The 13,099-nt window shown below is 71.7% G+C and carries 13 protein-coding genes; 7 read left to right on the forward strand and 6 right to left on the reverse strand.

Features of this window, described 5'->3' with window-relative positions; genetic code table 11:
* The first annotated feature begins 1 nt into the window (after nt 1).
* The 7 genes from cysC to KUM32_RS13665 all read left to right on the forward strand — a co-directional run bounded on the left by cysC (nt 2) and on the right by KUM32_RS13665 (nt 6,690).
* Nucleotides 2-580 carry an adenylyl-sulfate kinase gene (cysC, locus tag KUM32_RS13630; RefSeq protein WP_217142121.1) on the forward strand — a complete coding sequence of 193 codons (579 nt, stop codon included), beginning with the start codon at nt 2-4 and terminating at the stop codon, nt 578-580.
* Nucleotides 577-1,515, forward strand: a complete 939-nt coding sequence (cysD, locus tag KUM32_RS13635) for a sulfate adenylyltransferase subunit CysD (RefSeq protein ID WP_217142122.1) — start codon at nt 577-579, stop codon at nt 1,513-1,515. The genes cysC and cysD overlap by 4 nt, the downstream gene beginning before the upstream one ends.
* A 2-nt stretch (nt 1,516-1,517) precedes the next feature.
* Nucleotides 1,518-2,873, forward strand: coding sequence for a sulfate adenylyltransferase subunit 1 (locus tag KUM32_RS13640; protein WP_217142123.1), 1,356 nt, complete (start codon nt 1,518-1,520; stop codon nt 2,871-2,873).
* Nucleotides 2,874-3,112: 239 nt separating this feature from the next.
* A complete protein-coding gene (locus KUM32_RS13650; protein WP_217142124.1) occupies nt 3,113-4,216 on the forward strand; it encodes an aliphatic sulfonate ABC transporter substrate-binding protein in 1,104 nt (367 codons plus the stop codon).
* Nucleotides 4,217-4,251: 35 nt separating this feature from the next.
* On the forward strand, nt 4,252-5,046 hold the full coding sequence (locus tag KUM32_RS13655) for an ABC transporter ATP-binding protein (protein WP_217142125.1): 795 nt from the start codon (nt 4,252-4,254) through the stop codon (nt 5,044-5,046).
* Nucleotides 5,033-5,944, forward strand: a complete 912-nt coding sequence (locus KUM32_RS13660; protein WP_217142126.1) for an ABC transporter permease — start codon at nt 5,033-5,035, stop codon at nt 5,942-5,944. The genes KUM32_RS13655 and KUM32_RS13660 overlap by 14 nt, the downstream gene beginning before the upstream one ends.
* A gap of 8 nt (nt 5,945-5,952) precedes the next feature.
* A complete protein-coding gene (locus KUM32_RS13665) occupies nt 5,953-6,690 on the forward strand; it encodes a sirohydrochlorin chelatase (RefSeq protein ID WP_217142127.1) in 738 nt (245 codons plus the stop codon).
* 28 nt (nt 6,691-6,718) lie between these two features.
* On the opposite strand, the gene KUM32_RS13670 is transcribed toward KUM32_RS13665, so the two are convergent.
* From KUM32_RS13670 to KUM32_RS13695, 6 genes are all read right to left on the reverse strand, one after another.
* The gene (locus tag KUM32_RS13670) at nt 6,719-7,267 is read right to left on the reverse strand and encodes a DUF1697 domain-containing protein (RefSeq protein ID WP_217142128.1); all 549 of its coding nucleotides are present in this window, start codon (nt 7,265-7,267) and stop codon (nt 6,719-6,721) included.
* A gap of 300 nt (nt 7,268-7,567) precedes the next feature.
* On the reverse strand, nt 7,568-8,821 hold the full coding sequence (locus tag KUM32_RS13675; RefSeq protein ID WP_217142129.1) for a glycosyltransferase: 1,254 nt from the start codon (nt 8,819-8,821) through the stop codon (nt 7,568-7,570).
* Nucleotides 8,818-9,597, reverse strand: coding sequence for a 23S rRNA (adenine(2058)-N(6))-methyltransferase Erm(O) (gene erm(O) / locus KUM32_RS13680; protein ID WP_217142130.1), 780 nt, complete (start codon nt 9,595-9,597; stop codon nt 8,818-8,820). Before erm(O) ends, KUM32_RS13675 begins: the two co-directional genes overlap by 4 nt.
* A 346-nt stretch (nt 9,598-9,943) precedes the next feature.
* Nucleotides 9,944-11,224, reverse strand: coding sequence for an ABC transporter substrate-binding protein (locus tag KUM32_RS13685; RefSeq protein ID WP_217142131.1), 1,281 nt, complete (start codon nt 11,222-11,224; stop codon nt 9,944-9,946).
* On the reverse strand, nt 11,224-12,057 hold the full coding sequence (locus KUM32_RS13690; protein ID WP_217142132.1) for a carbohydrate ABC transporter permease: 834 nt from the start codon (nt 12,055-12,057) through the stop codon (nt 11,224-11,226). Before KUM32_RS13690 ends, KUM32_RS13685 begins: the two co-directional genes overlap by 1 nt.
* Nucleotides 12,054-12,998: a carbohydrate ABC transporter permease gene (locus KUM32_RS13695; RefSeq protein ID WP_217142133.1), complete on the reverse strand. Its 945-nt coding sequence runs from the start codon at nt 12,996-12,998 to the stop codon at nt 12,054-12,056. The genes KUM32_RS13690 and KUM32_RS13695 overlap by 4 nt, the downstream gene beginning before the upstream one ends.
* Nucleotides 12,999-13,099 lie beyond the last annotated feature (101 nt).

Below are 13,099 nucleotides of genomic sequence, written 5' to 3' on the forward strand. Positions count from 1 at the left end.
CATGACGACGACCATCGGGACGACCGACCTTCAGGAGAACCACGTGACCACCGGAGCCACCGTCTGGCTCACGGGTCTGCCCAGCGCCGGCAAGACCACCATCGCCCGCGAGCTGGCCGGCCGGCTCCGCGACGAGGGCCACCGCGTCGAGCTCCTCGACGGCGACGAGATCCGCGAGTTCCTCTCGGCGGGCCTCGGCTTCAGCCGCGGGGACCGGCACACCAACGTGCAGCGCATCGGCTTCGTCGCCGAACTGCTCGCCCGCAACGGCGTCACGGCGCTGGTCCCGGTGATCGCCCCCTACGCGGAGAGCCGGGACGCGGTCCGCGAGCGCCACGAGGCGAACGGCACGGCGTACGTGGAGGTCCACGTGGCCACCCCGGTCGAGGTGTGCTCGGTACGCGACGTCAAGGGCCTGTACGCCAAGCAGGCCGCGGGCGAGCTGACGGGGCTCACCGGGGTCGACGACCCGTACGAGGAGCCCGTCAAGCCCGACCTGCGCATCGAGTCGCAGGACCAGACCGTCCAGGAGTCCGCCGCGGCGGTGCACGCCCTGCTCACCGAAAGGGGACTGGCATGACGACGACCGTCGCAGCGGTCAGGGAGGGCACGGCCGGCCCGTACGCCCTCTCCCACCTCGACGCCCTCGAATCGGAGGCGGTGCACATCTTCCGCGAGGTGGCGGGCGAGTTCGAACGGCCGGTGGTCCTCTTCTCCGGCGGCAAGGACTCCATCGTCATGCTGCACCTGGCGCTGAAGGCGTTCGCGCCCGCCGCCGTGCCGTTCTCACTGCTGCACGTGGACACCGGTCACAACTTCCCCGAGGTCCTCGACTACCGCGACCGCACGGTCGAGCGGCACGGGCTGCGCCTGCACGTCGCCTCCGTGCAGGACTACATCGACCGGGGAGTGCTCAAGGAACGCCCGGACGGCACCCGCAACCCGCTGCAGACGCTGCCGCTGACCGAGAAGATCCAGGCGGAGAAGTTCGACGCCGTCTTCGGCGGCGGGCGCCGCGACGAGGAGAAGGCCCGCGCCAAGGAGCGGGTGTTCTCCCTGCGCGACGAGTTCTCCCAGTGGGACCCGCGCCGCCAGCGCCCCGAGCTGTGGAACCTGTACAACGGCCGGCACGCCCCCGGCGAGCACGTCCGCGTCTTCCCGCTGTCCAACTGGACCGAGCTGGACGTGTGGCAGTACATCGCCCGCGAGGGCATCGAGCTGCCGCAGATCTACTACGCGCACGAGCGCGAGGTCTTCGCCCGCGCCGGCATGTGGCTGACCGCCGGCGAGTGGGGCGGCCCGAAGGACGGCGAGACGGTGGAGAAGCGGCGGGTCCGCTACCGCACCGTCGGTGACATGTCCTGCACCGGCGCCGTCGACTCCGACGCCGACACCATCGAGAAGGTGATCGCCGAGATCGCCGCCTCCCGGCTCACCGAACGCGGCGCGACGCGTGCCGACGACAAGATGTCCGAGGCCGCCATGGAAGACCGCAAGCGCGAGGGGTACTTCTAGAGATGACCAGCACCACCGAGCCCGTCGAGCCGCTGTCGGTCGAGCAGTTGCCGGAGACCACCCTGCTGCGGTTCGCCACCGCCGGGTCCGTCGACGACGGCAAGTCCACACTCGTGGGCCGCCTGCTGCACGACTCCAAGTCGGTCCTCGTCGACCAGCTGGAGGCCGTGGAGCGCGCCTCCGCGAGCCGCGGCCAGGAGGCCCCGGACCTCGCGCTGCTCACCGACGGCCTGCGGGCCGAGCGCGAGCAGGGCATCACCATCGACGTGGCCTACCGCTACTTCGCCACCCCGCGCCGCCGGTTCATCCTGGCCGACACCCCGGGCCACGTGCAGTACACCCGGAACATGGTCACCGGCGCCTCCACGGCCGAGCTGACGGTGATCCTGGTCGACGCCCGCAACGGCGTGGTCGAGCAGACCCGCCGGCACGCCGCCATCGCCGCCCTGCTGCGGGTCCCGCACGTCGTCCTCGCCGTCAACAAGATGGACCTGGTCGACTACCGGGAGCCCGTCTTCGCCGCCATCGCCGAGGAGTTCACGGCGTACGCCACCGAGCTGGGCATCCCCGAGGTCACCGCCATCCCGATCTCGGCGCTCGCCGGTGACAACGTGGTGGAGCCGTCGGCGGTCATGGACTGGTACGGCGGCCCGACCGTCCTGGAGCACCTGGAGACCGTCCCGGTCAGCCACGACCTGGCGCACTGCCACGCCCGGCTGCCCGTGCAGTACGTGATCCGCCCGCAGACCGCCGAGCACCCCGACTACCGCGGCTACGCGGGCCAGATCGCCGCCGGCACCTTCCGCGTCGGCGAGGAGGTGACGGTCCTGCCGTCGGGCCGTACGTCGAAGCTGGCCGGCATCGACCTGCTGGGCGAACCGGTCGACGTGGCCTGGACGCCGCAGTCGGTGACGCTGCTGCTGGAGGACGACATCGACGTCTCCCGCGGCGACCTGATCGTGCCCAGCAAGGACGCGCCGGCCACCAGCCAGGACGTCGAGGCCACCGTCTGCCACGTCGCCGACGCGCCCCTCACCGTGGGGCACCGGGTGCTGCTCAAACACGGCACCCGCACGGTCAAGGCGATCGTCAGGGACATCCCGGCCCGGCTCACGCTGGACGACCTGTCCCTGCACCCGCACCCCGGGCGGCTCGTCGCCAACGACATCGGCCGGGTGACGATCCGTACGGCGGAGCCCCTGCCCGCCGACTCCTACGCCGACTCCCGCCGCACCGGTTCGTTCATCCTGATCGACCCCAGCGACGGCACCACGCTCACCGCCGGCATGGTCGGCGAGTCCTTCGCCACCCCGGAGCCGGTGAAGGACGAGGCGGACGACGACGGGTGGGACTTCTGAGCATGAGTTCCCCTGATTTCTACTCCACGTTCGCCAAGGAGGGCGGCCGCGTGGGCAGCGGTGCTCTCGGCAGCGGGCAGGGCGGGGTCGCGCGATGTGCGCGGTGACGTACGCGCACCGCTCGCGCGCCCACACCCCCCACCCGCACAGCCGAAGACCTGCCGACCTCCCGGCCACGACCTGACACCTCGGACCAACCGACAGGCGTGACCGCCGGGCCAACGAGAGGAACACCTCCCGTGCCTGCCACCACCGCTCTGCGCCGCACCCTGGCGGTCATAGCCGCCCTGCCGCTCCTCACCCTCGCCGCCTGCGGGTACGGCTCCGAGGCCGAGGACGACGACACCGCCGAGGTCGCCGCGGGCGCCGAGAAGATCGACGGTCTCGACTCCGTCCGGATCGGCTACTTCGGCAACGTCACCCACGCCACGGCGCTGGTGGGCAACCAGAAGGGCTTCTTCCAGAAGGCGCTGGGCGCCACCGAGGCCAAGTACGCGACCTTCAACGCGGGTCCGTCCGAGATCGAGGCGCTGAACTCCGGCTCCATCGACATCGGCTGGATCGGCCCGTCCCCCGCGATCAACGGGTACACCAAGTCGGGCGGCAAGAACCTGCGCATCATCGGCGGTTCGGCCTCGGGCGGAGTGAAGCTCGTGGTCAACCCCGACAAGATCAAGTCCCTGGAGGACGTCAAGGGGAAGCGCATCGCGACCCCGCAGCTGGGCAACACGCAGGACGTCGCCTTCCTCAACTGGATCGCCGAGCAGGGCTGGAAGGTCGACGCACAGAGCGGAAAGGGCGACGTCACCGTCGTCCGCAGCGACAACAAGGTCACCCCGGACGCCTACAAGGCCGGTTCCCTGGACGGCGCCTGGGTGCCCGAGCCCACCGCGTCGAAGCTGGTCGCCGAGGGCGGCAAGGTGCTGCTGGACGAGTCGACGCTGTGGCCGGACAAGAAGTTCGTGATCACGAACATCATCGTGTCGCAGAAGTTCCTCAAGGAGCACCCCAAGGCCGTCGAGGCCGTGCTGAAGGCCTCGGCCGACACCAACGAGTGGATCAAGGCCAACCCGGACGAGGCCAAGGCCGCGGCCAACAAGCAGCTGGAGAAGGACACCGGCAAGGCGCTGCCGGCCAAGGTCCTGGACCCGGCCTGGAAGTCGATCCAACTCACCGACGACCCGCTGGCCGCCACCCTCGACGCCCAGGCGGAGCACGCCGTGAAGGCCGGTCTGCTGGAGAAGCCCGACCTCAAGGGCATCTACGACCTCACGCTGCTCAACAAGGTCCTCAAGGCCAAGGGCGCGCCCGCGGTCGACGACGCCGGCCTCGGCGTCCAGTAAGCGCGGATCCCGACCATCCCCAGGAGGTGACGACCATGGCCACGACCACGACCCTCGCCAAGGCCGACGAGAGCACCGGGGCGGCCGCGCACGCCGCCCGGATCGAGCACGTCTCGAAGTCGTACCCGGGCCCCGCCGGGCAGCAGCTCGTCCTGGACGACATCACCCTCGATGTCGCGCCCGGCGAGTTCGTCACCCTCCTGGGGGCCTCCGGCTGCGGCAAGTCCACGCTGCTCAACCTGGTGGCGGGACTGGACAGGCCCAGCGCCGGGGCGATCACCACGGACGGGCGGCCGGCCCTGATGTTCCAGGAGCACGCCCTGTTCCCGTGGCTGACCGCCGGCAAGAACATCGAGCTCGCCCTCAGGCTGCGCGGTGTGCCGAAGTCCGAGCGGCGCGACAAGGCGGAGGAACTGCTCGAACTCGTCCGGCTGAAGGGCGCGCACGGCAAGCGGGTGCACGAGCTGTCGGGCGGTATGCGCCAGCGGGTCGCGATGGCCCGGGCGCTCGCCCAGGAGAGCAAGCTGCTGCTGATGGACGAGCCGTTCGCGGCGCTGGACGCCATCACCCGGGACGTGCTGCACGACGAGCTGACCCGGATCTGGCGGGAGACCCGGCTCTCCGTCCTCTTCGTCACGCACAACGTGCGCGAGGCGGTCCGCCTCGCCGAGCGCGTGGTGCTGCTGTCCTCCCGTCCCGGGCGCGTGGCGCGCGAGTGGACGGTGGGCATCCCGCACCCGCGCCGCATCGAGGACACCGCCGTGGCGGAACTGTCCGTCGAGATCACCGAAGAACTGCGTGGGGAGATCCGCCGCCATGGCCAGCACTGACACGACGCGCACCGCCGAGGAGGGCGGTGCCCGGGACGGCGGCGATCTCGCCGGGCTGGAAGCGGGCCTGGACGCGCTGGAGACGGTGCAGCAGGGCCGCAGGCCCTTCCGGCAGACCTTCGTGGAGAAGATCCTGCCGCCGACCGTCGCCGTTCTCCTGGTGCTCGCGGTGTGGCAGGGACTCGTCTCCTTCGACATCGTCGACGACCCGACCAAGCTGCCCGCCCCGTCCGACGTGTGGGACGTCGTCCACCAGGCCTGGCTCCAGGGCGAGTTGCTCGGCTACATCTGGACCAGCGTCTCGCGCGGCCTGCTCGGCTTCTGCTTCGCCCTGCTGATCGGCACCCCGCTGGGGCTGCTGGTGGCGCGGGTGAAGTTCGTGCGCGCGGCGATCGGCCCGATCCTCTCCGGCCTCCAGTCACTGCCGTCGGTGGCCTGGGTGCCGCCGGCCGTGATCTGGCTGGGCCTGAACAACTCGATGATGTACGCCGTCATCCTGCTCGGCGCCGTGCCCTCCATCGCCAACGGCCTGGTGTCCGGCGTCGACCAGGTGTCCCCGCTCTTCCTGCGCGCGGGCCGCACCCTGGGTGCGACGGGGCTGAAGGGCACCTGGCACATCGTGCTGCCCGCCTCGCTGCCCGGCTATGTGGCGGGGCTGAAGCAGGGCTGGGCGTTCTCGTGGCGCTCGCTGATGGCCGCCGAGATCATCGCGTCCTTCCCCGACCTCGGGGTGGGCCTCGGGCAGTTGCTGGAGAACGGCCGCAACGCCAGTGACATGGCGATGGTGTTCGAGGCGATCCTGCTGATCCTGATCGTCGGCATCGCCATCGACCTGCTGATCTTCAGCCCGCTGGAGCGGTGGGTGCTGCGCAGCCGCGGTCTGCTGGTGAGGAGCTGACGGCCACCATGCCCGCGCCGGTCCTCCTGGTCATCGCCCACGGCAGCCGCGACCCGCGGCACGCCGCGACCGTGCACGCCCTGGTCCGCCGGGTCAGGGCGTTGCGCCCGGACGTCCGGGTGGAGACCGGCTTCCTGGACTTCAACGTGCCCTCGGTGCCGGGGGTGCTGGAGTCGCTGGCGACGGAGGGCGTGCGGGACGTCGTGGCGCTCCCGCTGCTGCTGACCCGCGCCTTCCACGCCAAGGCGGACATCCCGGCGGTCCTCGCGGACGCGCCGGCGCGGCTCAGGATCCGGCAGGCGGAGGTGCTCGGCCCCTCCCCACTGCTCCTGTCGGCGCTGGAACGGCGCCTGTACGAGGCGGGCCTGACGCCGGCCGACAAGTCCTCGACCGGGGTCGTGCTGGCCTCGGCGGGGTCCTCCGACCCGGAGGCGATCGCAGTGATCGCAGAAATCGCGCGGGAGTGGCGGCACACCGGTTGGTGCGCCGTGCGGCCTGCGTTCGCCTCCGCATCCCTTCCGCGCACCGAGGACGCGGTGCGCGAGCTGCGGGAGCTGGGCTGCGCGCGGGTCGCGGTGGCCCCGTACGTCCTGGCCCCGGGCTTCCTGCCGGACCGCATCGCCCGGGGCGCGGCGGACGCGGACGTCCTCGCGGACGTCCTCGGCCCGTCGCCGGAGGTGGCGCGGGTGCTGCTGGAGCGGTACGACGAGGCGCGGGTGCCGGTACTGGCGGCGGTCGGGGCCTGAGGCCCGCCGGCGCCCGGCGCCACCGGCGTCAGGCGCCGGTCAGCTCGACGAGTTTCGCCACGGTGTTCCAGTTGCGGGTGGTGGCGGTCAGCCCCTTGGTCACCCGGCGTCCGGCGAGGGCCTGGGCGAGCTTGGAACGGCCGAGGCCGTGCGGTGCGTACAGGTACAGGGCACGGTCGCCGAGGCGGAAGTCCTCGGGCAGGAAGGCCGGCCGGTCGATCGCCGAGAACCGCTCCGCGTCGACGGGCGCGGAGAAGTAGGTGACGTGCAGCTGCCTGGCCTCCAGGTCGGCGGCCGGGAAGGGGCACGCCTCGGCGACCGCCCTGAGGTAGGCGTGGTCGCGCACGATCACGTCCACGGCGAAGCCGAAGCGCTTCTCGACCGCCCGCGTCAGCTCGGCGGCCAGCGCGTCCTCGTCGCCGTGATCGGTCGTGAACACGGCCTGGCCGCTCTGGAGGTAGGTGGCCACGGCGTCGTGGCCGAGCCCTTCCAGGAGCGCCCGCAGGTCGGCCATCGGGACCTTCTTCGCGCCACCCACGTTGATGCCGCGCAGCAGCGCCGCGTACCTGGCCGTCATGCTCACACCATAGAACGGCCGTCGTGCCCCGTGGGGGTGGGCACGACGGCCGCGTCCGCGCGGCGGGCGGACATGCGCGCCACTCTCGCCGATGCGGGGCGCGCGGTTCAACCACTACGCATGCCTGTGACTTATTCAACAACCTTGCGTAAGGGGCCCGGCGCGACCGGGCACGCCGGAGGGCCTGTCGGTTCCCAGGAACCGACAGGCCCTCCGGCGTCCGCCGCTTCGGCGTCTTCGGCGGTGCGTGTCATCGGCGGTCCGCGTCATCGGCCTTTCGGCGTCCGTGTCCTCGGCCGGTCAGGCCCGCGCCGCCGCCAGCTCCGCCTCGATCAGGTCGGCGGCCCGGTGGGTGCCGCCCTCCCGGGCCATCGAGGCCTGGATTTCCTTCAGGCGCCGGGCCACCTCCGGGTCGTCGACCAGCGCGAGGGCGGCGGTGCGCAGCACCTCCGCGGTGGCCTCCTCGGTGGGGATGTGGCGGGCGACGCCGAGCCCCTGGAGCATGTCCGCGTTGCCGAACTGGTCCACGGCCTGCGGTACGGCGATCATCGGCGTGGCGGTCGCCAGGCCTTCCTGGCTGCCGCCCGCGCCCGCGTGGGTGACGAAGAGGTCGGCCTGCTTGAGGATGGCCAACTGCGGCACCCACGACCGCACTTCCACGGTGTCCGGCACGTCGCCCAGCTCGGCGGCGTCCACGTGCCTGCCGACCTGGAGCACCACGTGCCAGCCGGGCAGCTCGCCGAAGGCCTTGACGCACTCCCGGTAGAACGCCGGCTGCTTGGTGAAGGAGGATCCGAGGGAGACGAGGACGACCTTCTCGGCCCCGGCGGGACGCTGCCACTCCCCCTCGGCGGTGCGGTCGCCCTGGCACGCGCCGACGAAGGTGTACGTCGACTCGTCGACCCGGTCGGCGTTCGGCTGGAGCGCCTTCGGGATCAGCACCAGGGAGCGGGCGGGGCGGCCGGCGAAGTCGTCGGGGTGCTGGGCGATGCCGTTCTCCTCCAGCCAGGCCCGGAAGCGGGCGTAGTACGCCTGACCGCGCTCGGTCTTCAGCGGCTCCTCCCACATCGGCTCGGCCACCTCCTTCTCGTACCCCTCCCAGGCGACCAGGTTCGGCGAGAGGGAGACCACCGGCACGCCCCAGCGGTGGCCCAGGATGCGGGCCGGGTAGGAGGTGATGTCGTGCAGGACCAGGTCCGGCTCGTCCCCCTCGTAGGCCTCGGCGAGCTGGGGAAGCGCCTGGATCGCGTCGGCGAGGAACGGCTCGACGTTGTCCAGCAGTGTGCTCCCCCAGGCTTCCGGGTCGGCGTCGGGGCCGGGCAGCGTGCTGTTCCACAGCTTGGGTTCGGCGCCCGTCTCGGCGACCTTCTCCGCGAAGTGCGGCGGGATCGCGTACGTCACCCGGTGCCCTCGCGCGACGAGCTCGCGGATCACCTCCAGGCTGGGGTTCACGTGGCCGTGCGCGGCGATGGAGAACATGGCGATGTGAGCGGGACTGGTCATGCGTCGAATGTATGCGAGACGAGACGTCTCGTGCAACTTCTTTTCCCTCACGCCGCCAGCTCCTCGTGCAGCCGCAGCCACCGCGCCGGCGCCACCTCGCCGACGAGCACCCCGTGGTCGAGGCGCGCGGCACGGAACGCCGCGTCCACCCGGCGCCGGGGGTGGGCCCTGCGCAGGGACGCGTACAGCGAGCCGCCCACTCCGGAGAAGCCCAGTTCGACCAGGTCCCGCCAGCTCCGCTGGGCGGCGCCGGCGAGCAGGGGGACAGGTCGGCGTTCGATACGCAGGATGCCGGCGTCGACGCGCGGTGCCGGCCGGAAGCCGTACCGGCTCACCCGCCCGACCAGCCGCCACTCATGACACGGCCAGGTCCGGACCGTCAGCAGGGTCCAGCGGCCGTAGTCGCCGGTGCGTTTGCGGGCGTACTCGAGCTGGGTGAGCAGCGTGGCGTCGGTGAGGCCGGGTGCGGTGAGGCACCAGTCCACGATGTCCGCCGTACGCGAGAACGGCACGTTCCCCGCGACGGAGAACGGCGTGCGCGGAGGCCGTGCGGCGAGGAAGTCACCGGCGACGACGTGGACGTGGGGGGTGTGTGCGAAGCGGGCGCGGAGCCCGGGGACGAGCCGGGGGTCGATCTCGTAGGCGTGCAGTTCCCGGCTGCGGCGGGCGAGGGGCTCGGTCAGGGCGCCCCTGCCCGCGCCCACTTCGAGGAGCAGGGGCGGGTGCCGGGGGTCGGGGGCGGCGAGCCGGGCGACGCGGTCGGCGGCGGCGCGGTCGGCGAGGAAGTTCTGCGAGAGCGTGCGGGCACGCTGGGTGGGGCGGGCCATGGCCTGCGGTCCTTTGTCTTCCGTGAAGAGGGCGGAGAAGGGCAGCCGAAGGCCCTGACCGGAAGACGAAGGCGAAAGAGGATGCGGGGGCTCAGCCGCGCCGCACGTGTGCCATAGGCGTCATGCGCGTCATGCGCGTCATGCGCTTCACGTGTGTCAGCGGCGGGGGGACCCCGGGCCGGTCAGGGCTCCGGGGCCACGACGCATCCTGACGGAGTACGTGCAGCCCCGGCCGAGACCGGAGTTGTAGATCGCGTTGAAAGCTGCCACGAGCGTGACGCTAGGCGGTGCCGCGCCGGGCGTGCAACAGCTTTTCCCCCTCGCCCTCCGCCCGGCGCGGGCGCTGTCATCGCTGGTAGCGGGCGAGCACGAGGTTGCCGTCCTCCTCCAGTCTCTCGCGCAGCCCGTCAATGCCGATCGCCCCGCTGTAGTACTCCTGGAGCGCCGGGGTGGCCACCTTGTCCTTCCACTCGGGGTAGCCGCGGACGGACTGCGCGGGCGCGGGCCGCAGATGGGCCGCGAGGGCCGTCCCCACGGCCCAGCCGTGCTCCGGCGTGCGCAACGCGGGATCCCGGAGGGCCTTGGTGCCCGTGGGCAGCATCCAGTCGCCGAGGGCGAGGCGCACCATGTTGTCCGGCCGGAGCAGGAAGTCGACGAACTCGGCGGCCTCCTTCTGGTGCGCGCTGTCCTCGGCGATCGACAGGGTCTGCGGACTGACGCCCTGGGCGAGTCCGCCGGCGCCGGCCGGGGCGGGCAGCACCTGCCAGTCGAAGCCCTCGGGGGCCTGCTCCTCGATCTGCTGGCGGTAGGAGAAGCCGAGCGGCACCATCGCGTACGTGCCCGCGAAGAAGCCGGGCAGGGTGTCGGAGCCGCCGCTGCCCAGGGTGGTCGGGGAAGCGCTGTGGTCGGTTTCGACCTGGTCGTGGATGGTGCGGGGCACGACCTGGTCGCCCTCCTCGAAGCGGACGGTGACCTTCCCGTCGGTGCCGCGGTGGAAGAGTTGTCCGCCGGCGGACAGCGACAGGTTGAGCGTGGCGGACACGGGCTCCTTGAGCGGCCAGGCCACCCCGTACGTACCGTCGCCGCTCAGCCGCTTCGTCACCTGCCGGAACTCCGCCCAGGTCCAGGGGTGTCCGGGCGTCGGAATCCGGACTCCCGACTTCCGCAGCAGGGTCGCGTTGGCGATCAGCACGCGCGGCTCCTGGAGGAACGGCACGCCGTAGACGCCGTCGCCGAAGGTGACCGTCTCCCAAGCTCGTTGCGGGATGTCCGACTTCAGCCGGTCGGACAGCAGGTCGGTCAGGTCGGCGAGATAGCCGCCGTAGGCGAAGTCCGCGAGGTCGTCGGAGGCGTCGTGGATGATGTCGGGCGCCTCGCCGCCCTCGAAGGAGGTGAGGAGCTGGTCGTGGACGCTGTCCCAGCTGCCCTGGACGTACTCCACCCGTACGTCCGGGTGGGCGGCGTTCCACTCCCGCACCAGTTCCTTGTTGACCGCCACGGACTCCTCCTGCCAGGCCAGCGACTGGAAGCGCAGGGTGACCGGGCCGTCGCCGGCGTCGCCGCCGCCCGTGCAGCCCGTGAGCAGGAGGGCGAGGACGAGGAGCAGGGTCGCGGTTCTCGTACGCATCAGCTCTTCACCGCCCCGGCGAGCATGCCGCCCGTGATCCGCCGCTGGACGAGGGCGAAGACGACCAGCGAGGGCAGCGTGGCGAGGAAGGCCGCCGCGGCCAGGGGACCGAGGTCCGCCACACCCTCGGCGCCGATGAAGTGGGTGAGGACCACCGGCAGGGTCTGTTTCTCCGGGGTCTTCAGCAGCACCAACGCGAAGAAGAACTCGTTCCACGCGGTGATGAAGGCGAACAGCGCCGTCGCCACGATCCCCGGCGCGAGCAGCGGCGCGGTCACCGACACCAGCGTCCGCAGCCGCCCGGCGCCGTCGACCGCCGCCGCCTCCTCCAGCTCGGGCGGTACGGCGCGGACGTACCCGGCGAGCATCCACAGGGCGAACGGCAGCGACCACACGACGTACACCATCACCAGCCCGGGCACGGAGTTGATCAGCCGCAGGCTCTTCAGCACCAGGAAGAGCGGGATGATCAGCAGGACGAAGGGGAAGGCCTGGCTGACCACGACCCACCCGGTGGCCGCCCTGGTGAGCCGGCCGCGGTGCCGGGCCATGACGTACGCCATCGGCGTCGCGATCAGCACGGCGATCACCGCGGCGCCGAGCGCGGCCAGCAGGGAGTTGAGGGCGGCGCGCAGCAACGGCTGTTCCTCGAAGGCCTGCCGGAAGTTGTCGAGGGTGGGGTTCTCCGGGATCCAGGTGGGGTGCAGGCTCGCCAGTTCCTGCGGCGGTTTGAACGCGGTGGAGATCAGCCAGAGGAAGGGGAAGGCCAGGAAGACCAGATACGCGAGCAGCGCGGCGTACTGGCCCACCCGGGCGCCGGTCGAGGTCCTCATCCCGCGTCACCTTCCTTGAGTCCGCCCCTCAGCCGCCCGGCGAGGAAGACGGCCAGCAGGACCGAGATCACGGCGACCATGACACAGCCCATCGCCGCGGCGTAACCGAACTGCCCGTAGCGGAAGGCCTCTTCGTAGGCGAAGAGCATGGGCAGCCGGGTCCGGCCGCCGGGGCCTCCGTTGGTCAGCACGTAGACCAGGGCGAAGGAGTTGAAGTTCCAGATGAGGTTGAGCGCGGTGATGGCGAACGCGACCGGTCTGAGGGCGGGCCAGGTGACCGTGCGGAAGCGGCGCCAGGCCCCGGCGCCGTCGACCGCGGCGGCCTCGTGCAGTTCGCGCGGGGTGTTCTGCAGTCCGGCGAGCAGGGCGACCGTCGTCTGCGGCATGCCGGCCCAGACACCGACGACGATGACGGCGGGCAGGGCGGTGGCGAGGCCGCTGAGCCAGTCCCGGCCGTCGCCGAGTCCGAGGTCGCGCAGGGTCTCGTTGAGGATGCCCGCGTCCGGGTTGTAGACCAGCCGCCACATGATGCCGACGACGACCTCGGGCATCGCCCAGGGGATGATCGCCAGGGCGCGGGCCACCCAGCGCAGCCGCAGGTCCTGGTTGAGCAACAGGGCGAGGCCGAGCGCGAGCAGGAACTGCGGCACCGTCACCCCGACGGCCCACACCAGCCCGATCCGGAACGACTCCCAGAACAGCGTGTCGTGCGTCAGGTCCTGGAAGTTCAGGGTGCCGGTCCACTGCGTGGGCTCGGTCCGGCCCGACTGGGCGTCGGTGAACGCCAGCAGGACGCCGTAGAGCAGCGGCCCGACGCTGAGGACCAGGATGGGGATCAGCGCGGGCAGCACCAGGAACCAGGCTCCGTGGCCGGGCCCGCGTGGCCGGCCCGTGCCGGGCGCGCGGCGCGCCGGTCTGCTCGCCTCGGTCACCGATGTCACGCAATCAGCCCCTCTGCACGGCTCGGACGGGCCTGGTCATGGTCGTGAAGGCGCAGTGCCCCGTCAAGAGCCCGCGCACACCCTCCCACCTGTACGAATGC

The organism is Streptomyces sp. AC627_RSS907, assembly GCF_019049165.1.

What these genes read in the sequence shown, in the direction of transcription:
- KUM32_RS13685 (WP_217142131.1), bottom strand. Translation starts at nt 11,224, where the DNA reads ATGCGTACGAGAACCGCGACCCTGCTCCTCGTCCTCGCCCTCCTGCTC.
- KUM32_RS13655 (WP_217142125.1), top strand. Translation starts at nt 4,252, where the DNA reads ATGGCCACGACCACGACCCTCGCCAAGGCCGACGAGAGCACCGGGGCG.
- KUM32_RS13690 (WP_217142132.1), bottom strand. Translation starts at nt 12,057, where the DNA reads ATGAGGACCTCGACCGGCGCCCGGGTGGGCCAGTACGCCGCGCTGCTC.
- KUM32_RS13665 (WP_217142127.1), top strand. Translation starts at nt 5,953, where the DNA reads ATGCCCGCGCCGGTCCTCCTGGTCATCGCCCACGGCAGCCGCGACCCG.
- KUM32_RS13640 (WP_217142123.1), top strand. Translation starts at nt 1,518, where the DNA reads ATGACCAGCACCACCGAGCCCGTCGAGCCGCTGTCGGTCGAGCAGTTG.
- cysC (WP_217142121.1), top strand. Translation starts at nt 2, where the DNA reads ATGACGACGACCATCGGGACGACCGACCTTCAGGAGAACCACGTGACC.
- KUM32_RS13670 (WP_217142128.1), bottom strand. Translation starts at nt 7,267, where the DNA reads ATGACGGCCAGGTACGCGGCGCTGCTGCGCGGCATCAACGTGGGTGGC.
- KUM32_RS13660 (WP_217142126.1), top strand. Translation starts at nt 5,033, where the DNA reads ATGGCCAGCACTGACACGACGCGCACCGCCGAGGAGGGCGGTGCCCGG.
- cysD (WP_217142122.1), top strand. Translation starts at nt 577, where the DNA reads ATGACGACGACCGTCGCAGCGGTCAGGGAGGGCACGGCCGGCCCGTAC.